Consider the following 20,832-nt stretch of genomic DNA (forward strand, 5'->3'; position numbering starts at 1 on the left):
CACCCCACAGTTGGTACTAATTTATTTTTTCCAAAGAACTTTGTTTTTTTCATCGTCGTATATCTCTTCAACATCGTCGGGTAGGTCAATTTCTTCGATATATTTGGAAATAGCTTCTTTAATCAAATCTTCGGGTAAAGAGGTGATGAGCCATAAGTCGCTTAACCAAACTCTGTTATTTTCTCTTAATGGTGCTTTATAAATACCACTTTCTACTGCTTTTGCAAATGTGGATAAAGGTACTTCTTTGATAAAACCTTTACCCGAATCTTCTCCGTAAATATTGTTCATAAAATAAATTTATGCCTCCTTTATTTACACTTTCAATACAATTGGTCTAATGAGAATTTTTACAAGTTAGTTAAAGCAATTTTTGTCCAACCTTCGAAATTCACATCCTTTAAATTTACGATTTCTTCTTTTTTCATCCATGTGCTTTCAAAGTTATTTTCTTCTTTTATCTTAGCAGAGTCGATGAATCCGATAAAAAGGACACCTATATGAACTTTGGATACATCTTCATGGTTATCGTTGATTATTCCCTTATAAATATATTTGTATGAATTATTAATCCATAATTCTTCGTTTATTTCACGATCCATTCCGTTGAAAAAGGTTTGTTCCATAGTAATACCCTTATCCCCCTTGTTTATGTGGCCCCCTATCCCTATTGATAACTTGTTATGAAGTCTTTTTTCACCTTGATTTTGTGTTCTTTTCAAAACTAAAATTTTGTCTTCGTAGTTTTTGAACACTACATAAGGTATGATTTGTTTGTAATTATAATCGTTTTCGATTGCATCTCTTTCGTAGAAATTACCACTTTCCAATATTTCCACAAAATCGCAGAATTTTATATTAAAAAAATTCTCATTGTTCGAAGATATTTTTTCTAAAATTTTTTTTGTGGGAATAGCTAAAATCTGCTCACTCATTCTATGATCTCCATGGTGATGTTGTCATTCGTATAAATACATATTTCACCGGCAATTTCTATGGCTTTTTTAGCAATTTCTTCAGCATCTAAGTCCGTGTTTCTTAGCAAGGCCATTGCTGCAGCGTAGGCATAAGGTCCACCCGACCCAATTGCAATTGCATCTTCTTGTGGTTCCATAACTTCGCCATTACCTGAAATTAAAAATATATTTTCTTTGTCGGCGACCAGTAATAATGCCTCAAGTCTTCTAAGTGCTTTGTCCATACGCCATTCTTTAGTCAGTTCCACAGCTGCTTTCATAAGATTACCATGTGCAGACTTATACTTTCCTTCAAATCGTTCATACAAGGCAAGGGCATCGGCTACGGATCCAGCAAAACCTGATATTACTTTTCCTTCACCCAATCTTCTCACTTTTTTGGCGTTGCCTTTAAAAACTGTTTCTCCCATTGTTACTTGTCCATCTCCACATATCACAGTTTTTCCATTTCTTTTTACTCCTAATATTGTTGTCCCGTGAAAATCCATGAATTATTTTTCCTCCTTGCAGTCACATTTTTTTGTATCTTAAGAAACTTTAAAACTTTATAGACAACGTCCCTTCACCAAAGCGTTAAGGGGAAAGCCCTTTAAGATCCCCAAATTCGAGGTCAAAATCATTTAAAGACCTACTTTGCATAATACAACGAGCCATAAGGAAAGAAGCTTTTTACTCTTTCACCCTGCAACCCGCGCAACATGATTTTTGATTATTATATTTATTAAATCATCAAAGCTAATTCCTGCAGCTATTGCAGATGTTGGAAGATCACTTAATTCTGTTAAACCAGGTACAGTATTTATTTCCAAAACGTAAATTTCATCGCCTTTTAAGATGGCATCGATTCTAAACATGTCTTTAAAAGAGAGTATTTTCATAAACTGATTCCCTATTTCATTTATTTTTTGTATGATTTTTTCAGATGAATTAAGCTGTGGCCTGAGTTCAGTTAACCCGTTTGTATATTTTGCTTCATAATCATAGAATTCTTTTTTTGGAATAATTTCAAGGATTGGTAGTAAGATGAACTCATCATTTTTTTGAATATAAGATATCGTTATTTCCTGGCCTTTTATATATTCTTGAACCAGAACTTCTTGAAATTCTTTCAAATCTTTCTCTAAATAGAATTTGAATTCATTTTTGTTGTGGATGATGTATACACCTTTACTTGATCCGCTTTTTCTAGGTTTGATGATAAAGGGGAACTGAAAAGGCGGTGATATCAATTTATTGGTTAGAATTGTCTGAGGCATTTGTACATAATTTTTAAATAGGTTATAGAATATAAATTTATCGTATGTGGCTACACATGTTTCAGGGCTTGAGCATGTATAGTCTATTCCTAAGATGTCTAGTAAGGAAGATAGCCTTCCATCTTCTCCGTAATCTCCATGCACCACGTTGAAAGCAAATTTATAATTTTGAATTTTATTTATAAATTCATCATCTATTAAATCTATTATTAGTGGTTTATGGCCTAAATTGTTTATAGAATTAAAAACATTTTTTGCACTTCTTAAGGCAATTTCTCTCTCTATAGATTTCCCGCCTGTAATGATTGGGATGTCCATTTCTTTCTCCTTTTTTTACTTTTTACGTTGACTTTGTTAATTGTTTGATTTCTTCAATTTCAAAGTATGTTTTGTCTTTTTCACAGTATAACTTTTCCTTTCCTTTTGAGGTTTTGTAGAATAATGTTTCACTACAGTTTGGGCAACTGTACTCTGAAGGTTCGTTCCAATACATGGTTCCGCAAGAATCACATTTGAAATAAGTTTTTCCTTTTTTGCTTTTTAATTTTACGATGTCACCTCCACAGTTGAGGCACTTTCCTCGTGCTTTTACATTGCGAGTGTATTTACAATCAGGGTAGTTACTACATGCTATAAATTCTCCGAATTTCCCGTGTTTCAATATGAGGTCTCCACCACAGACGGGGCACTTTTCATCTATTTTATTCTCTTCTTTGTCTATTTTTAAAGTTTCTTGTAGGTATTCTTTTATGAATAATTTGTCCTTAATTGTTACTCCAAATGATTCAGCTGGGATTTTCTGAGTTTCCTTGCATTTTTCACAGGATAAATATAGACCGTATCGCCCAAAATTTAATTTCATGTTTTTTTCACATTTTTCACAAGGTACATCGCTTTCGTAATGTAAAATTTCTTGTTTATTTTTGATGTTGTTAGATGCTGTGGTAAGGAACTTTTCAAACTCTTTGTAAAACTGCTCTAGAACCACTTTACTTTTGTTTTTTCCGTCTTCTATCTTATCAAGGTCTTCTTCCATGTTCGCAGTGAATTTTACATCAACTATTTCTGGAAAATATGCTTCCAAAAAGTCGGTTACTACAAATCCAGTAGTAGTTGGTCTCAGCGTACTTTTCGCTATTTTAGAAACGTATTTCCGTTGCAAAAGTGTAGAGATTATTGTTGCGTATGTCGATGGCCTTCCAATTCCTTTGGATTCTAATTCTTTTATCAACGTTGCCTCTGTATACCTATTTGGAGGATTGGTTTCTTTCTCTTCAAATTTTAATTGGTCGTATGTGATCTTATCATTTTTGCCTATTTCAAAATCCACTTCTTTATTGTTAGAATTCCAGAATTTTTCAAATCCATCAAAGATGCATTTTTTGGACGTTATTTCAAATGCGTATTTGTTGGTGTTGTCTTCAATGGTATATGTTTTTTCTAAGTATCTTGACGGAGATGACTGAGACGCCATGAATCTATTCCAAATAAGCGCATACAATTTTAAATGGTCTGAGGAAATTAACCTTTTTGCATTGTTAACATCCATGTAGATATCAGTAGGCCTTATTGCTTCATGGGCATCTTGAACGTTCGTTTTTTTGTTTTTAGACAGATAATGTCCTACATAATCTTTACCGTAATTTTTTTCCAAATAGCTAATAGCTGCTTGTTGGGCCTCGTTTGAAACTCTTGTAGAGTCAGTCCTCATGTAAGTAATAAACGCAATACTTCCCTCACGGGTTTCCATACCTTCGTATAAATCTTGCGCAATTTTCATTACTTTAGATGAACTCCAGTTAAAGGTTGAAACCGCTGTTTGTTGTAAAGTACTAGTAATAAATGGTAGTGGAGGTTTTCTTGTTGTTTCCTTTTCTTCTACATTCACCAGTTTAAAATCCTTGTCTTTCAAATATTCAAAGATTTGATCTTTTTTTGTTTTTGTTATTCTTTCGGGTTTTATTTGTTTACCGTCTTCTTTTGTTAAAGGTATATTTTGACCTTTGTACTCGAGATAGATATTGTAGTATTTTTTTGGTTTGAAGGTAAAAATTTTTCTTTCTTTATCTACTATCAATTTCAATGCTGCAGATTGAACCCTTCCCGCACTTGTTTTGTAATCCTTTAATACTTTCCAAACCAAAGGTGAAATTTTATATCCTACCAATCGGTCCAAGATTCTTCTGGCTATTTGGGCATCCACTTTTTTTAAGTCTAAACTTTGGGGGTTACTTATTGAATTTTTTATTGCATTTTTTGTTATTTCTGAGAATATGATTCGATTTTTCTCTTTTGGATCAAGATCTAAAAGCTGGGAAAGATGCCATGCTATAGCTTCTCCCTCTCTGTCCATATCCGACGCTAGTAATACTCTTTTACCTTTTGTTTCTTTCTTAATTTCTTTTATAACCTTTTCTTTACCAGGAATTACCTGAAAGATTGGCTCAAAGTCGTGTTCAATGTCTACTCCAAACTCTTTTTTAGGTAAATCACGAACGTGACCTTTTGAAGCTATTACTTTATATTCCTTTCCTAAATATCTTTCTATTGTTTTCGCCTTTGATGGGGATTCGACGATCACTACGTATTTATTTTCCTTGTTATTGTTGTTGGATTTAGTGTTTTTTTTGGGCATTAATTAAATTACCTCCTGCTAGTATTGTTCTATTTTTATCTTGCGGGCCAGTCTCTTATCGTATTCACTCCAACTTTGATTTTTGTTTATTTGTAAAGTGTTTCTAATATTGTCTTTAACTTGAGCGATTTTTGAATCCATGTTATCACTTAACCCAATAATAAATGATTCGATAGTTTTTGGAACGACCGGACTTCCATATTCTATTTCTCCGTGATGGGAGAGTATGATGTGTATTAAATGGTTAAGATCCGTTTCTTTTATTTTTGGAGTTATTTTTTTTGACTCCTCGTACACTATTTTTGTTCCCAGATGTATGTGTCCAATTAATTCTCCCTGTTCCGTTTTTTCTATTCCACTGGGTGTTATAACGTATTCTTCTATTTTTCCTATATCGTGTAAAAGTGATCCGGCGATTATAATATCTTTATTGATGCATATTTCACTATCTTCATTGTAAAGATCGTATAATCTTAAAGATAGTTCAGTAACCATTACGGTATGCTCCAATAAGCCACCGGGATAGGCATGATGTACTTCTATTGCTGCAGGTGAAAAAAGAAAGGATTCTGTTAATTTTGAATTAACCAAAAAGATCTGTTTTAGCAAAGACTTGATACCTTCATCTTTAACGGTTTCTATGTAATGTTCGAGTTTTGCTTTTAACTTTGATAGATCATTATTGGAAAATTGGAGGTACTTTTCAGGATTGATATTCATTATGTTAATCTTTTGCACCGAGTTGGTTTCGTTACTAATATTAATTTGAAGCCTATTTTCAAAATAAACTATTTTGCCTTTTACTTTTATAACGTCTCCAATTTGAATCTTGTTATTGTTGGTTTCTGCGTTATACCAATCAATAGCTCTAATGGATTGACTTTTATCGGCTATTGTGAACAATAAAAACGTTTTGTCATTTTTTGTTTTTTGTAGCTTTTTGCTTACGACTTTACCTTCTACTTGTGCTTCTTCAGTTGGTTTTAAATCAGATATTAACGTAATACTTTCCTCATTTGTCTTTGATTGAAAAAGATTATCTTTTATTATATCTCTTAAAGAATATTCTTCATTCAAAATATTTTCCTCCCCTGATGTAAATACGTCGAACTCTTTGAGATATTCTTGAGGTTACTTCATAATTTATAGTAAAAGCACTTTCAGCTACTTCTTCTGCGCTTATTTCATCGTACTTTTGCTTCCCAATGATTACAACTTCATCACCGATTGATACGTTATTATCAGTAACGTCCACTACTATTTGATCCATAGATACTCTACCTAATATTTTACATCTCTTCCCGTTAATTAAAACTTCCCCTTTGTTGGATAGAACCCTGAAATAACCGTCCGCATACCCTATAGGAACAACGGCTGTTTTCATCTTTTTTTGTACTTCGTAAGTTCGCCCATAACCAATAGTATCGTGGGGTTGGAGGGTATGAATGCTCGCGACAATGCTTTTTAGTTCTAAAATAGGCTTTAATTGATCAATTTTATGAGTTGTGGATGGTTGTAAACCATAAGTGGCGATTCCTGGTCTCACATAATCTAAGGAGTATTCGGGGAAAAAAAGAGCAGCCGCACTATTAGATATATGTTTTTTTTCAACATCTATGCCTGAACTAATTATATAATCCAATAAACTCTTATATTTTTCAAATTGAACTCTGGTAAAATCGTCTTTTTCATCTGCATTGGCAAAATGGGAATAAACACCTTCTATTTGAACGTTTTTATCTTTTATCAATTTTATTAATTGGGGTAATCTTTCTTCTTTTGTACCAATTCTGTTGATTCCAGTATCCACGTTGATATGAAACTTAAATTTATCAATATCTTTCCCTAGTATATCACATACTTTTTCTAAAAATGTATACGAAGTAATTGTTGGCCTTAAAAAATGAGCAAATTCTAATAACTCTTTAAAATCTGTTGGCGAAAAGTAATTAAAGATTAAAATTGGGAGAGTTATCCCCTCCTTTAAGATTTGTAAAGCTTCTTCCAAATAAGCAACAGCCAACATACTGTAACCTTCATTAAATAATTGCTTTGCTAAAGGAAGCATACCATGTCCATAAGCGTTTGCTTTTAAAACCGGTATAATATTTGTTTTTGTTTGGTTTTGTATATAATTTAAATTTTCGAAGTATTTATCAATATTTATATATGCGACCGTTTCTCTACCCTTCAATTTAATCTCCTTTTAAGAAAGAAATAAGTTTGTCTTTGCCTTCTATATACTTGGGTAAAATAATTGTTTTATCCATTAAAATTATTATTATTTTTCTGGAAGTTATAACCGTTTCTTTAATGGAGGATTTACTGAAATGCTCGTATCTTTCTGAAAATACAGAGGTAAAAACGAAAAAAGTTTTGTTTTTTTCATCATAAATAATAGGATATCGCATAAATTTTCTTATAGAATAAAATAAAAGTGTAACTATTATCCCAAAAAATATAAAAGCTATAATACCTTTTGGATAAAGGCTGTATAGAAAGTTGCCTAATATATACAAAAATAAAACAAAGACTAGAGGTAGCAGGTAAAGAATTTTGGAATATCTAAACTTATAAAGAATTTTTCAATCCCTCTTTTATTGTAATTGTTTTTTATAAAGGACAATTAACATTATACAATAATTTTGAGTGATTGGCAAAAATTTTCTTTTTTGTTATATAATGTGCAACGAAGAGGATGTTTAATTATGATATTAATATTATAGAGGGGTTATATATGATGACGAAAAAAGAAATTAGAGATATTATTTTAAAAAAAAGGTTGGATCTAGAACAGGAAAAATACGAAAAATATTCTCAAAGAATAGTAGAAAAATTGAGAAATCAAATCAAAAAAATGGAATTTGATTCTATTGCTCTCTATTATCCCATTAGTAAAGAAGTAGACGTTTTACCTTTGATAGAGGAATTGTTAAAAACTCAAAAAAAGGTATATTTACCCAAGGTCTTAGGTAAACAAATGAAGATGGGAAGAGTAAAAAGATTCGATCGCTTGATTAAAAGTAAATTTAATATTCCAGAGCCCATCGATGATGAATTTTCCTCAAAAATTGATCTTTACATAATTCCTGCAATTGCCTATGATTTTAATGGATATAGAATTGGATACGGTGGAGGATATTACGATAGATACTTCATTCAAAGTCCAAAGTCTTATTTGATAGGGGTGGTATTCAACTTTCAATTAATTAGTTCTTTTCCTACTCACAGTAATGATTTAAAAGTTGATTTTATTATCACTGAAAAAAATGAAATAGAAATAAAGTGAGCGTCCAGACGACGGGGCGCTAAAGTAAGTTTCAAAGTTTCTACTGGCAGCATTAAATATTTTATAGGAGGTTGAAAAATGTTTAAAGTTAGTGTAGTTCAATACAAGCCGGAACTATTTGAGATCAAGAAAAATGTAGACAAGGTCATGAATATCATCGGAGGGGTTGAAAGTAATTTTATAGTACTTCCAGAATTGGCTTTTTCCGGTTATGCATTTTCCTCCAAAAAAGAAATAGAAGAGACTTATGAATCGCCTTTAGAGGAAATTGGATATGCATTTAAAACCTTCAAGGAATTTTCAAAAGATACGGGTATAAGTGTAGTATATGGTTTTAACGAGAAACATGAAGATAAGTATTATAATTCATCAATATTGATCAATAGTGATGGGACATTTAAAATATACAGAAAGACTCACTTGTTTTTCAGGGAGAAATTGTTTTTCACCCCTGGGGACACAGGCTTTTGGGTGCAAAATGTTAACGGTATCAATGTAGGACTTGCGATCTGTTTTGATTGGTACTTTCCAGAGTCTTTTAGAACATTGAGTTTATTAGGAGCAGATTTAATTTTGCATCCAGCAAATTTGGTTTTGCCATATTGTCAAGAAGCTAATAAAATTAGATCTTTGGAAAACAAGATTTATATTGCTACGTCTAATATTTGGGGAACGCAGCGTAATGGTAAAATAGAGTATTCTTTCACGGGAAAAAGTCAAGTAACTTCACCTGATGGCGAGGTGCTTTTTAGATTATCAGAGCAAGGGGACTTTGTTGAAACAGTTGAAATAGATGAAAGAAAATCTAGAGATAAAAGTATAAATGAATACAATGATCTCTTCAAGGATCGAAACTCAAAATATTATTTTCACTCTTAAATTAAGAGTGATATAAGATTAGATTACTTTTAAATTTAGGTTATTTATAAATATTTTTATATACGTATTATAAATGTTTTCAAATCCTAATTAAAGGCTTGAAAAAAAAGAATATTTGAATTATAATATTATTGACGTTGAACGAGAAATATATGTATAGAATGATAAAAAGTTTTAGTAAGGGGGTATTTTCATGAGTGCAAAAGAATATGTTGTAGGTATAGACTTAGGTACTACTAATTCAGCTATTGCTTGGGTAAAACCAGATGGTAACCCTGAAGTAATACCTAATTCGGAAGGAAAAAGGACAACGCCTTCTATTGTTTCTTTTACTAAAGACGGTCAGATATTAGTAGGTGAGCCAGCTAAAAGACAAGCTATTTTGAATTCAGATAGAACTGTGCGTTCTATTAAAAGATATATGGGAAGTGACTACACCGTAAAAATCGAAGACAAGGTATATACACCTCAGCAGATAAGTGCATATATACTTAAAAAGCTGGTTAAAGATGCAGAAGAATATTTAGGTGGAAAGATCAAAAAGGCTGTTATAACTGTTCCTGCCTATTTTAATGATGCTCAAAGGCAAGCTACAAAAGAAGCAGGAGAAATCGCTGGATTAGAGGTCCTAAGGATAATAAACGAACCTACCGCAGCTTCCATAGCTTTTGGTTTGGATCGATCCGATGAAGAAAGAAAAATAGTTGTGTATGATTTAGGTGGTGGGACCTTCGATGTTTCTATTTTGGACATAGGAGAAGATATTATAGAAGTTATTGCCACTTCTGGGAACAACCATCTAGGAGGGGACGATTTTGACCAAAGAATAGTTGACTGGTTAGCTGATGAATTTATGAAAGAGTATAAGGTTGATTTAAGAAAAGATAAGCAAGCATTACAAAGGTTGAAAGAAGCTGCTGAATCTGCGAAGATAGAGCTATCAAGTAAACTAGAAACGGATATAAATTTACCTTTCATTACGGTTGTGGATGGTCAACCTGTTCATTTAGAAAAGAAACTAACAAGAGCTAAATTAGAAGAACTCATTGGAGACTTAATAGAATCAACAAGAGGACCTATTGAGAACGCAATGAGAGATGCTAAACTTTCACCAGAACATATAAGTGACGTTTTACTCGTTGGTGGTTCAACAAGGATACCAGCTGTTCAAAAATTGGTAAAAAATTATTTTGGGAAAGATCCTTCAAAAAATGTCAATCCAGACGAAGCAGTCGCAATTGGAGCGGGTGTTCAAGCCTCTATAATGGTTGGAGAAACTGAAAGAGATCTAGTTTTAGTGGATGTTACTCCTTTATCTTTAGGCGTTGAAGTTAAAGGAGGATTAATGGAAGTTATTATACCAAGAAATAACAAAATTCCTGTGAAAAAATCTAAGGTTTTTACAACATCTGTTGATGGACAGACAGAAGTTGAAGTAAGAGTTTATCAAGGTGAAAGGCCTTTAGCAAGAGACAATTTTTTCTTAGGAAGTTTTACGTTGACAGGTATTGCTCCAGCACCAAGAGGGGTTCCTCAAATAGAAGTTGCTTTCGATATTGATTCTAATGGGATAGTAAGTGTATCAGCTAAGGATTTAGGAACCGGTAAGCAGCAATCTATGGTTGTAACTGGAAGACATAAATTGGATAAAGAGCAAATTGATAGGATGATGAAAGAAGCTAGAGAGTACGAAGAACAAGATAAAAAGATTAGAGAAAAAATTGAGATGAGAAACCAAGCGGACGATTTAATCTATCAAACAGAAAAAATGTTGCGTGAAAACGGAGATAAAATCCCTGATGACTTAAAAGCCAACATAGAAGAAAAAACAAAAGAATTAAAGCAAGCTTTAGAAGAAGATAACATCGGTAAAATTAAGATAGTCAAAGATGAGTTACAACAAGAGATTATGAAAGTTGGACAATATATTTATCAAAACCAAAACCCAGGAGCAACTGCAGGAACAACAAATCCAGGAAATGATCCAGAAAATTAAGACTTCAGGAGGCTTATAGCCTCCTGAATTTTTTTGCAGCCAATTATAGAATTATGGATTATAAATCTTTTCAAAAAAACGAATAAGTTCATATCTATTTGTGGTATAAAATAACATCATATTCTCAATATTTTGTATATGAGCGTAAATGTGATATAATGAATATTGGAGGTGGTTTCAAAGTGCAGAAGACATTCAATTTCGATTCATTCAACTTAACGTTGAAGGAACTAAAGTCAAAGGAAGATCTATTAGACGACGATTTTGAGTTCACCAAGTTAGAAATTGCAGAGTTCTTAGAAAAGAATTTGGGAAAGTATGGAGATCCATTAGAAGAAATTATTAGTTCTATTGATTACGCCTTTTCCAACGAGAAAGGAAAAGGAGGATTTGTTCTGGTACTTCATAATGACGATAGCATCGTAGGTGCTGTTGTTATTAACGATACGGGTATGGAAGGATATATCCCTGAGCATGTGCTGGTATACATAGCTGTTGATAAAGATTGTAGAGGGAAGGGAATAGGTAATAACCTTTTGAAAGAAACAATCACCCGATGTGACGGGGATATATCCTTGCATGTGGAATACGACAACCCGGCTAGAAAATTGTACGAAAAAGTTGGCTTTGAATCCAAATATGCTGAGATGAGATATAAATCATAATATTTGATACCAATTAACAAAGGCAACCAAGATGGTTGCCTTTGTTGATACACTTAGCAAATTACTAAAACAACTATTATGGTGGGCAGGGGCAGAATCGAACTGCCGACACACGGATTTTCAGTCCGTTGCTCTACCGACTGAGCTACCTGCCCATCCTTAAAGTTGGTGGGCGCTGCAGGATTTGAACCTGCGACCTTCTGCTTGTAAGGCAGACGCTCTCCCACTGAGCTAAACACCCCTACTTGATTTTATGGCGCCCCCAACCAGATTCGAACTGGTGCCTTTGGCGTGAAAGGCCAATGTCCTAGGCCGCTAGACGATGGGGGCAATATTTCAAACCTGAAATATATTATCATAAAAATTAAGAGATGTCAAGATTTTTTTTGTATTTTGATAGTTTTTTTGCTATGTCGGTTATGTCACCCGCACCAACAAAGAGTAAAACAGCATTTCTTTCTAGTAAAAGATCTGATATAATTTCTTCTTCAGAATTATAAAATTTGGAGAATGTAGATTGTGAATTAAGCGCTTCAACAACTTTTCTTTCATCAACACCGTTAATAGGTTCTTCAAAAGCTGAGTATATCCGGTAGACTAATACTTCGTCGGAATATTTTAGAACGTCAATAAAGTCGTTTATGTGAAAATAGAGACGAGTGTATCTGTGTGGTTGAAATATCGTTATTAATTTTCTTTTTGGAAAATTTTCTTTTGTTGCCTTTATAGTTGCTAAAATTTCGTCAGGTGTGTGGGCATAATCGTCTATTATTGATAGATTATCCTTATCGTAAAGTACGTTAAATCTTCTTCCAACTGAATTATAACTCTGAAAAGTTTCTTTTATTGTTTTAAAGTCGATTCCAAATTCTAAAGAAAGTACCGCTGAAGCTAGTGCGTCATAAGCGTAATGTAACCCGGGAAGATTTAAAATTATATCTCCAATATGTGTATTTTTATGGTGAAGTTCAAACACTTGATATCCATTATATTGCCTTCTGTTTTTTATAGTATAATCAGCTTTTTCACCTTGTCCAAAGTATAAAACTTTATTTTCGTTCAAATGCCATTTGGATAGATGAACATCGTCGCCATTTAATATAACAAGGTCTTTAGTGTTTCTAGCAAATTTATACAGAGAATTTTCCAACTTTTCAAATTTATTATCGTAGTGTTCTAAGTGATCAGGTCTTAAATTGTTTACGATGGAAAAGTTTGTTTTTGTTTCTTCTATAAAGCCATCACTTTCATCGACTTCCGCTATTATTATTCCATTTCCATATCTAAAGTTGCCATCTTCTAGTGAATTATGTATTCCACCTAAAAAAACAGTAGGATCTTTACCAACATTTTTGAATATTTGAGAAACCATAGCGGTTGTGGTGGTTTTTCCATCTGTTCCAGTGATGCCTATTGAGGTATGTTCTTGTAATATCGAGTTGAGTAGTTGCATTCTATTAAGAACAGTTATCTTTCTTTTTTTTGCCTCTATAAGTTCTGGATTGGTATCTTTTATTGCTGTTGTTTTAATTAAAAAATCTATATCAGGAAGATCAGAGTCCTGTTTTAATTTGACTTTTATTCCTTTTTTAATTAAGTATTCTACTCTTTCGTTCATTTCATTGTTCGATCCAAGCACGTTTTTTATTCCATACTTATAAGCTGTGTATAAGGCTAAGGAACTCATACCGATACCACCTATCCCGGAAAAGTAATACTTCATAAATACCTCCTTTTAAAAATGCAAAAACTTCTGGTTTCTGAGCTTTATAGAATTTCATCAATATTATTAACTATGCTTTCTGTTGCTTTATTTATCTTAGGAGTGTATATAAATTTTTCATTTTTTGGTTGAATTTGATTTAAAAAGTTGATCAACTCATCAATTTCCACATTTTCTTCATCGAAAACAACAACCTTCCCTTTCTTTTGAAGGGAAAGAGCGTTTTTTAATTGGTGATTTTCGGCAGCACCTTTCCATGGGATCAAAATAGCAGAAAGATCATAAAACTGAATTTCCGCGAGAGTTGTTGCTCCTGCCCTTGATATTACTTCATCGGATACAGCCATTAATTCATATAAATTTTCTATATATTCAAAAGTAAAAACATTGGGAAATTGTTTGAACTTTTCTTGATTTTTTGTTATATGTATGTAATTGTTAATTTTTTCTTTTTTGTATACTCTGTACATTAATTCATCTATTTCGTTAGAACCAAGGCTTCCTCCAAAGACTAGAATACATCTTTTGTTTAAATCCTTTATTCCGAAACTACGCAAGTAAGTTCGTGGTATTTCATTTTCAGGCGTTCTTACAGGGTTACCCGTAAGAATAAACTTATCATTCAACTTGGTTTCTTCGTAACTTACAAAAACCTTTTTTGCCCATCTAGATAGTACTTTATTGGATATTCCAAGTATTGAATTTTGCTCATGCAAGTAAAAAGGAATATTTTGTTTTTTTAAAGCTAACCCCACGGGAACGGTTACGTACCCACCAGTAAGAAATCCAAAAACAGGTTTGAATTCTTTTATTATTTTTTCAACTTTACGTTTATTCCTTAAAACTTCAAAGGCTCTGTTTATATTCTTAACGTTGTATAATGGCCTTTCTAGACCTTTGGTATTTAAAGGAATTAACTTAGCTTTTGGAAAATCTGTAGGTAACTTTTTTTCTTCGATTCTTCCTTTTGTTGTAAAATATATCACATCTAACTTATTATAACATCTATCTAGATATTTTATTACAGATAGGGCAGGGTAGTAATGGCCTCCTGTACCGCCTCCTGAAAAAACAACTTTTAACTCTTCATTCTTCCTCATCTGATCTTGTCAACTCCGAATTATGATATATTAATCCCAAACCCCACCCTATAGATATTAGGGTAACTATCATAGAAGAATTTCCATAGCTTACCAAGGGAAGAGTCACTCCTGTAACCGGCATCCATGGCACTCCCAATCCTACCAATGTGTTTATGACAACTTGTATGAAGATCCATGAGGCTGTAGCTCCACAGAATATAAAAGTAGCGTGATCTCTCGTAAGATAGGCTAAGTACACCAGTTCATGAGATAGAAAAAAGAAAAGAGTTACTACCATCACTATCCCAAATTTTCCCCATTCTTCTCCTATAACGGATATAATAAAATCACTGTAAGATTCTGGTACATAGTATTTAAATTCTCCTGCAAACGGTCCTGTACCAATCAGCCCACCATTTGCAATGGCATCTCTTGAACGTTGACTTTGAAAGTCGTCAGAATTTGTAAATCTTGAAATTTGGTAGGTTTGAAGCAAGTTATCCTGGAAGGTAAAAAGAGCTGAGACGATAACCAATGTAAAAACAACGAAAAATAACATAACTTTTTTATCTCTTATTCCCAAAAACATCGTTATTAATGTTACCATTGTTATTATAATGGCAGAACTGAGGTCTGGTTCCAAAAACACCAAGAATATGCTGATTCCACAAACTAAAATAGGGAAAATTACATTAATTAATAGATTCTTTTTATTTTGTATTTGAGTGTAATAAAAAGCCAAGAAAGCAGGAATAATAAGTTTTGCAAGTTCTGATGGTTGAAATTGGAAAGGTCCAATGTTAATCCATCTTTTTACGTCGGCGATAGGTTGCGTGAATAAAACGATAACTAAAATAAGATTTAAAAATGTAAAAAGAGCAATCATAATGTGCTTGCTTTTTGTAAAAGTATCGCTGAGCATAAAAGCTGTTATCGCACCTAAAAAGCCAAGAATTAAAGCGATTATATAAGTTTGAAACTTTTGTTCTGGGTTTATCTCTTTAATGTCACTAATTGCAAAAAGAGAACTGTAGATGAATAATACACCTACAAATAGAGTGATACCCAATATTATTAAGTAAAAGATTAAATTTCGTTTTATCACCATGCGTTGGGGGTTCACCCTCAAGCCCCCTTTCAAATTCTGTTTCTGATTTCAAAATTTTGTTTGGAAGGATCGCCGAACGGGTTCACCCCCAAGCCCAAACGTTGAGGGTAAACCCCCAAAACCCCAAAAAACAAAAATTATTAAGAATTAAAATCTGAGTTTGGAAGAATCACCAAACCCTTTCACATACTTTGGGGTGCATTTACTCCCAAAATAGACAAACCTCTTGCTATAACAATCTTTGTTGCCTGGCAGAGATTCAACCTGCCTTGAATAAGTTCATAATTCTCTGCGTTGAGAACAGAGAGTTTGTTGTAAAAATGATGGAATCTTGAGGCTACTCTTTCTAAATATTGGGTAAGCAAGTTAGGCTTGTTTTGAATTACAGCTTTGGTTAACACGTCGGTAAATAAGGCTAACTCCCTCATTAGTAATTTTTCTTCGTTTTCTTTTAGATTTTCTAAGCCTAAAAATAATTCATATTCTATTCCTCTCTTTTGTGCTTCTTTAAATATGCTGGATATCCTTGCATGAGCATATTGAACGTAATAAACTGGATTTTCATTGGATTTTTTTATAGCCAGATCAATATCGAAATTTAATGTGGTATCAGGATCAACCATCGCAAAGAAGTATCTAACTGCATCTTTCCCAACATTTTTTATAAGGTCATCAAGAGTGAAAAATTCACCACTTCTCGTTGACATTTTTATAATTTCATTACCTTTTTTTATATTTACAAATTGATGTAAGATTATTTTTAAAAAGTCTTCTGGTAATCCTAGTGCTTTTATTGAAGCCATCATTCTTGGTATGTGGCCATGGTGGTCAGAACCCATTATATCAATCACGGTATCGAAACCTCGTTGGTACTTGTAGTAATGGTAAGCAATGTCATCACAAAAGTATGTGGGCATTGAATCTTTAGACCTTATCAATACCTTGTCGTTTTCATTTATCAAATCTGATACTTTAAACCATACCGCATCATCTTTTTCGTATACGTAGCCTTTAGACTTTAAATCGTTCAAGGTTTTTTCAACCATTTTATTTTTAAATAATAATTGTTCACTAAAGACCACATCAAAGTTCACGTTGATCTTTTCCAGTGTACTCAACATAGTTTTTAGCATATCTTCGAGGACTTCTTTTCTGAATATAACCTCGGTTTCTTCATCCCATTTGTCTTTGAATTTCTCTCCATACTTATTTAATACTTTTTTTGCGGTATCTATAAGATATTCTCCTTTGTAACCATCTTCAGGTATTTCATAATTTGAACCTAGAATTTCGTTATATCTTACCCATAGGGAGTAGGAGAGAAGTTTTATTTGTCTTCCCGCATCGTTTAAATACATTTCTCTTTGAACAACATATCCAGCTTGTTCATAGATATTTGCCAAAACGTCTCCCATAACAGCTTGTCTTCCATGAGCAACTGTAATGGGGCCGGTGGGATTAATGCTTGCAAATTCGAACTGTATATTTTGACCCTTACCTATATCAAATTTTCCGTAAGTTTTTGGGTTGCTTAAAATTTTAGAACATATCCTTTGATAAATTTGGGGAGAAATAAAAAAATTTAAGAAACCTTTTACATTATCAACTTTTTCAAAAAAAGGAGATTTATCTAATTCTTCCTTTAAAATTTGGGCAATTTCTTGTGGTGATTTTCTCAAGCGTTTAGTTAATAGGAATGCAATGTTGGATGAAAAATCTCCTAAATCGTCTTTTGGAGGAGTTTCAATGGTAAAATTGTATTCAATGTCAGTAACACCTATATCAGACAAAGTTGTATTGATCTGGTTTTTTATGAGATCTATTATTTCCATTTATTTATTTCCTCCTGTTTTTTCGTTTATTACTGCCTTTGGAAACTCTAAAGCACGCTTTAAACAGAATTTCTATAATTCAAAATTTTTTATGCAGTCCGAGCACAATTGGAGGGGGACGGCTCCGCCCGTAACCCTTTAAGAATCTAAAACTAATTTTTGAAAATTACTGTATTTATAAAGTGTCTATGTTGTTTAATAACTAGTTTTAGAAACGGCAAAATGACAGTAGAGTCATTTTATCTTATTTTTTAAGTGCGATTTCTGGCATATGTGAGTGTACCTGGTATCTTCATTTTCTTTTCAACATATCTGAATATTTCTCCAAAAAATGTGACCAATACTAAATATATGAGGGCAGCAAAAAGGTAAACTTGAAAAAATTCAAAATTACGACTTGCTACAAACTTAGCTTGAGCCATTATTTCTGGTACTCCAACAATATAAGAAAGAGAAGAATATTTTAATAGGTAGATAAATTCATTTGTCCAAGAAGGGATAAACCTTCTTAACGCTTGGGGCAATATGATCAATCTAATGGCTTGCCATTTTTTCATTCCTATTGATAAAGATGCTTGCATTTGCCCCGAATTTATCGACTGAATAGCCCCTCTTAGATATTCTGCCTGATAAGCGGCGGAATTTAAAAAAAAGGCTATTATTGAAGCTAATAATGGGGAAAGCCTAATCCCAATAACAGGTAAACTATAATAAAGAATGAAAAGTTGAACAAGTAATGGCGTACCTCTTATGATTTCGATAAAAACGTAGCTTATGTAATAGAACAACTTATTACCATACGTTTTAGCAACTGCCAGTAAAACGCCCAAAAAGAATCCTATAACTACTGAAATTAAGGTTAAAAAAAGTGTAACCCATATACCTTCCACCATATAAACCCAGGAACTTTCGACAATTTCAACAAAGCTCATGTATTTTCTTCCTTCCCGTACAACTGCGATAATTTGTTCAAAAACTCCTTAGTTCTATCTTTTTGAGGATTTTTGAACATCGATTCTGGAGGACCTTTTTCAACGATCACTCCTTTTTCCATAAATATAATCTCATCAGCAACAGCCCTTGCAAATCCCATTTCGTGCGTAACACACACCATAGTCATACCACTTTTTGCAAGATCAATCATGACGTTCAGAACCTCTCCTATCAGCTCTGGATCCAAAGCCGAAGTAGGTTCATCAAATAGGATCAATTTTGGATTCATAGCCAAACATCTCGCGATCGCAACCCTTTGTTTTTGTCCGCCAGAAAGTTGGCCAGGATAAAATTCTGATTTATCCTTCAATCCAACCCGTTCTAATTCTTTTAATGCAGTTTCGGTGGCTTGTGTTTTTTCAATTTTTTTTACTTTGGTCAACCCAATTCTAACGTTTTCAAGCACAGTTAAGTGATCGAATAAGTTGAAATGTTGAAATACAAAACCTATTTCTTGCCTAATTTTGTGAATATTCTTTGAAGATAATATTTCTTCTCCGTCCAGATATATTCTTCCAGAATCAGGTTCGACAAGCCTATTTATACACATTAAAAGCGTACTCTTCCCTGTTCCGCTTGGACCAATTATTACCTTCGTTTCAGCTTTTTTTACTTCCAACGTTATTCCTTTCAGGATTTCTGTGCTATTATAACTTTTATGAAGATCTTCCACTTTTAATATTGTATCTTTCTCTTCTTTCATTAATCAAACGCTCCTTGTTTCATATCCTGGTATTGCAAGCTTTTTTTCAATCCTACCCAGTCCTCTACTTATACTAAAAGTTAGGATAAAATATATAACCCCACAAATTAGATAAACGATCAAAGGTCTGTTGGTTACAGAGATAATATAAGTACCTTGCCTGAGTAGTTCCACCACACCTAAGGCATAAGCTAAAGATGTATCTTTTAAAACCACCGCTGCTTCGTTGGTCCATCCTGATAAAGCGATTCTTGTTGCCTGAGGGAAGATAATATAGAAAAAAGTTTGAATTTTGTTCATCCCTATGGAATAAGCAGCATCGAGCTGTCCTTTTGGTATGGATGAAATTGCGCCCCTTAAAATTTGCGATTGATATGCCGAACTTCTCAGACCTAAACCAAGTATTGAGGCGATTAAAGGATCTAATCTTATTCCTATAGCAGGTAAACCGTAAAAAATTAAAAAAAGAATAACCAACAAAGGAATACTTCTAAATACTCGTTCGTATATCAGAAAAATAAATTGTACGAATTTATTACCGTACAATTGACCAAAAGAAATTACAACCCCCACAACAAATCCTATTATCAAACTAAAAAGGGTTAATTCCAACGTTACAAGTGTTCCTTTTAGTAAATAGGGAAAAGAATTGATAATAACTTGAATATCTTGCAAATATAATCCTTCTTTCTTAATATAAGGGGGTTTACCCCCCTTATATTTTTTACTCTAAAAAATCACAGGCATCACTTAAAATATTTTCCGATGAGTTCATCCATCTTTCCAGTTTCTTGTAACTTTGTTATACCTTCGTTCAACATATTCAATAAATCTTCATTACCTGGTGCAACCGCCATACCATAATTTTCGTTAGTTTTAATGATTCCTACAATTTCCACTGGATCTGTCTTGGTGAATCTTTCAGCCACTGGATTATCCAGCACTATAGCATCGAGATTTTTGTTAATTAAGTCACGAACAGCAAAGTTAAATGTATCGTATCTTATAAGGTTAGCTTTTGGTAAAAAGCCTGCTTCGACGAGATTTTCTGTTACCCACAGATCACCCGTTGTACCTGTCTGAACTCCGATTTTTGGCTTCATAAAAAGAACGGTTAGATTGGTACTTTCTCCACTTCTTACCATAATACTCTGATCGGCACTAAAATATGGGATTGTAAAATCCACTACTCTCTCTCTTTCTTCAGTTATCGTCATTCCCGCAACAATAATGTTTATATTTCCGGTGATTAAAGAAGGTATGAGAGAGTCAAAGCTAATATCTCTTATTTCAACATCGAATCCATACATTTTTCCAATTTCCCTTATTAAATCCATATCAAAGCCGACGAATTCTTCGCCTTCTACGTATTCAAAAGGTGGGAAAGATGCTTCTGTACCGACAACATAAGTAACTGAAAAAGCTGAAAACACAAAAGAGAATAAAATTATACAAACCAAAACGGTCTTTTTTACCATTCTATTACACCTCCTATAGTCTTAATAGCTTTTAATAGATACTAGATATAAAGAGATGATTCTGTTTGTTACGGCATTTAGAACAAATACAATATGAGTAAAATGCAACAACTGTAAAGTTCATTCGGCATAAACATATTATACTACAATTGAGATAGTATATCAATATTTAATATGAGATATCATCAACAACAAAACTATCTAGGTTGAATATTC

At 33.0% G+C, this 20,832-nt stretch carries 20 protein-coding genes and 3 tRNA genes; 4 read left to right on the forward strand and 19 right to left on the reverse strand.

From position 1 onward, the window contains the following. Positions 1-21: 21 nt before the first annotated feature. The 8 genes from AD60_RS08105 to AD60_RS08140 all read right to left on the reverse strand — a co-directional run bounded on the left by AD60_RS08105 (position 22) and on the right by AD60_RS08140 (position 7,279). Positions 22-291: a hypothetical protein gene (locus tag AD60_RS08105; protein WP_103877258.1), complete on the reverse strand. Its 270-nt coding sequence runs from the start codon at positions 289-291 to the stop codon at positions 22-24. A gap of 59 nt (positions 292-350) precedes the next feature. After that, entirely contained in the window at positions 351-935 is a 585-nt protein-coding gene (locus tag AD60_RS08110; RefSeq protein WP_103877259.1) for an NUDIX hydrolase, read from the reverse strand. Beyond that, positions 932-1,465 (reverse strand): ATP-dependent protease subunit HslV, encoded by a 534-nt coding sequence (hslV, locus tag AD60_RS08115; protein WP_103877260.1) that lies wholly within the window; start codon positions 1,463-1,465, stop codon positions 932-934. The genes AD60_RS08110 and hslV overlap by 4 nt, the downstream gene beginning before the upstream one ends. 189 nt (positions 1,466-1,654) lie before the next feature. Beyond that, positions 1,655-2,551 (reverse strand): ATP-grasp domain-containing protein, encoded by an 897-nt coding sequence (locus tag AD60_RS08120; protein ID WP_103877261.1) that lies wholly within the window; start codon positions 2,549-2,551, stop codon positions 1,655-1,657. Positions 2,552-2,573: 22 nt separating this feature from the next. Continuing rightward, on the reverse strand, positions 2,574-4,868 hold the full coding sequence (gene topA, locus AD60_RS08125) for a type I DNA topoisomerase (protein ID WP_103877262.1): 2,295 nt from the start codon (positions 4,866-4,868) through the stop codon (positions 2,574-2,576). A gap of 18 nt (positions 4,869-4,886) precedes the next feature. Beyond that, positions 4,887-5,945 carry a 3'-5' exoribonuclease YhaM family protein gene (locus AD60_RS08130; RefSeq protein ID WP_103877263.1) on the reverse strand — a complete coding sequence of 353 codons (1,059 nt, stop codon included), beginning with the start codon at positions 5,943-5,945 and terminating at the stop codon, positions 4,887-4,889. Beyond that, entirely contained in the window at positions 5,938-7,062 is a 1,125-nt protein-coding gene (gene alr, locus AD60_RS08135; RefSeq protein WP_158248412.1) for an alanine racemase, read from the reverse strand. Before alr ends, AD60_RS08130 begins: the two co-directional genes overlap by 8 nt. Position 7,063: 1 nt before the next feature. Continuing rightward, positions 7,064-7,279, reverse strand: a complete 216-nt coding sequence (locus AD60_RS08140; RefSeq protein WP_103877265.1) for a hypothetical protein — start codon at positions 7,277-7,279, stop codon at positions 7,064-7,066. Positions 7,280-7,605: 326 nt separating this feature from the next. On the opposite strand from AD60_RS08140, the gene AD60_RS08145 reads away from it, so the two are divergent. The 4 genes from AD60_RS08145 to AD60_RS08160 all read left to right on the forward strand — a co-directional run bounded on the left by AD60_RS08145 (position 7,606) and on the right by AD60_RS08160 (position 11,697). Then, positions 7,606-8,157, forward strand: a complete 552-nt coding sequence (locus AD60_RS08145; RefSeq protein WP_158248413.1) for a 5-formyltetrahydrofolate cyclo-ligase — start codon at positions 7,606-7,608, stop codon at positions 8,155-8,157. Positions 8,158-8,235: 78 nt separating this feature from the next. Further along, positions 8,236-9,036, forward strand: a complete 801-nt coding sequence (locus tag AD60_RS08150) for a nitrilase-related carbon-nitrogen hydrolase (RefSeq protein ID WP_103877267.1) — start codon at positions 8,236-8,238, stop codon at positions 9,034-9,036. Between the two features lie 193 nt (positions 9,037-9,229). Next, positions 9,230-11,032, forward strand: a complete 1,803-nt coding sequence (gene dnaK, locus AD60_RS08155) for a molecular chaperone DnaK (protein WP_103877268.1) — start codon at positions 9,230-9,232, stop codon at positions 11,030-11,032. A 182-nt stretch (positions 11,033-11,214) separates the two neighbouring features. Further along, positions 11,215-11,697, forward strand: a complete 483-nt coding sequence (locus tag AD60_RS08160) for a GNAT family N-acetyltransferase (protein WP_199177875.1) — start codon at positions 11,215-11,217, stop codon at positions 11,695-11,697. Positions 11,698-11,776: 79 nt separating this feature from the next. Here AD60_RS08160 and AD60_RS08165 read toward each other — a convergent pair. The 11 genes from AD60_RS08165 to AD60_RS08215 all read right to left on the reverse strand — a co-directional run bounded on the left by AD60_RS08165 (position 11,777) and on the right by AD60_RS08215 (position 20,616). Beyond that, a tRNA-Phe gene (locus AD60_RS08165) sits at positions 11,777-11,852 on the reverse strand. Between the two features lie 11 nt (positions 11,853-11,863). Further along, positions 11,864-11,938, reverse strand: a tRNA-Val gene (locus tag AD60_RS08170). 13 nt (positions 11,939-11,951) lie between these two features. Continuing rightward, positions 11,952-12,027: transfer RNA gene (locus AD60_RS08175), tRNA-Glu, on the reverse strand. 34 nt (positions 12,028-12,061) lie between these two features. After that, on the reverse strand, positions 12,062-13,420 hold the full coding sequence (murC, locus tag AD60_RS08180; protein WP_103877270.1) for a UDP-N-acetylmuramate--L-alanine ligase: 1,359 nt from the start codon (positions 13,418-13,420) through the stop codon (positions 12,062-12,064). A gap of 44 nt (positions 13,421-13,464) precedes the next feature. Continuing rightward, entirely contained in the window at positions 13,465-14,520 is a 1,056-nt protein-coding gene (locus tag AD60_RS08185) for a glycosyltransferase (protein WP_103877271.1), read from the reverse strand. Then, positions 14,507-15,625 (reverse strand): FtsW/RodA/SpoVE family cell cycle protein, encoded by a 1,119-nt coding sequence (locus AD60_RS08190; protein WP_103877272.1) that lies wholly within the window; start codon positions 15,623-15,625, stop codon positions 14,507-14,509. The genes AD60_RS08185 and AD60_RS08190 overlap by 14 nt, the downstream gene beginning before the upstream one ends. A 167-nt stretch (positions 15,626-15,792) precedes the next feature. Continuing rightward, a complete protein-coding gene (argS, locus tag AD60_RS08195; protein WP_103877273.1) occupies positions 15,793-17,442 on the reverse strand; it encodes an arginine--tRNA ligase in 1,650 nt (549 codons plus the stop codon). Between the two features lie 251 nt (positions 17,443-17,693). Then, positions 17,694-18,374 (reverse strand): amino acid ABC transporter permease, encoded by a 681-nt coding sequence (locus AD60_RS08200; RefSeq protein WP_233186869.1) that lies wholly within the window; start codon positions 18,372-18,374, stop codon positions 17,694-17,696. After that, complete coding sequence (locus AD60_RS08205; RefSeq protein WP_103877274.1) at positions 18,371-19,138, reverse strand: amino acid ABC transporter ATP-binding protein; 768 nt, start codon at positions 19,136-19,138, stop codon at positions 18,371-18,373. Before AD60_RS08205 ends, AD60_RS08200 begins: the two co-directional genes overlap by 4 nt. 3 nt (positions 19,139-19,141) lie before the next feature. Continuing rightward, positions 19,142-19,813, reverse strand: coding sequence for an amino acid ABC transporter permease (locus AD60_RS08210; protein WP_103877275.1), 672 nt, complete (start codon positions 19,811-19,813; stop codon positions 19,142-19,144). A gap of 71 nt (positions 19,814-19,884) precedes the next feature. Next, positions 19,885-20,616: a basic amino acid ABC transporter substrate-binding protein gene (locus AD60_RS08215; protein WP_103877276.1), complete on the reverse strand. Its 732-nt coding sequence runs from the start codon at positions 20,614-20,616 to the stop codon at positions 19,885-19,887. Between the last annotated feature and the right edge of the window lie 216 nt (positions 20,617-20,832).

Origin of the sequence: Petrotoga sp. SL27, from assembly GCF_002924605.1 — a bacterium.
GTDB lineage: Bacteria > Thermotogota > Thermotogae > Petrotogales > Petrotogaceae > Petrotoga > Petrotoga sibirica.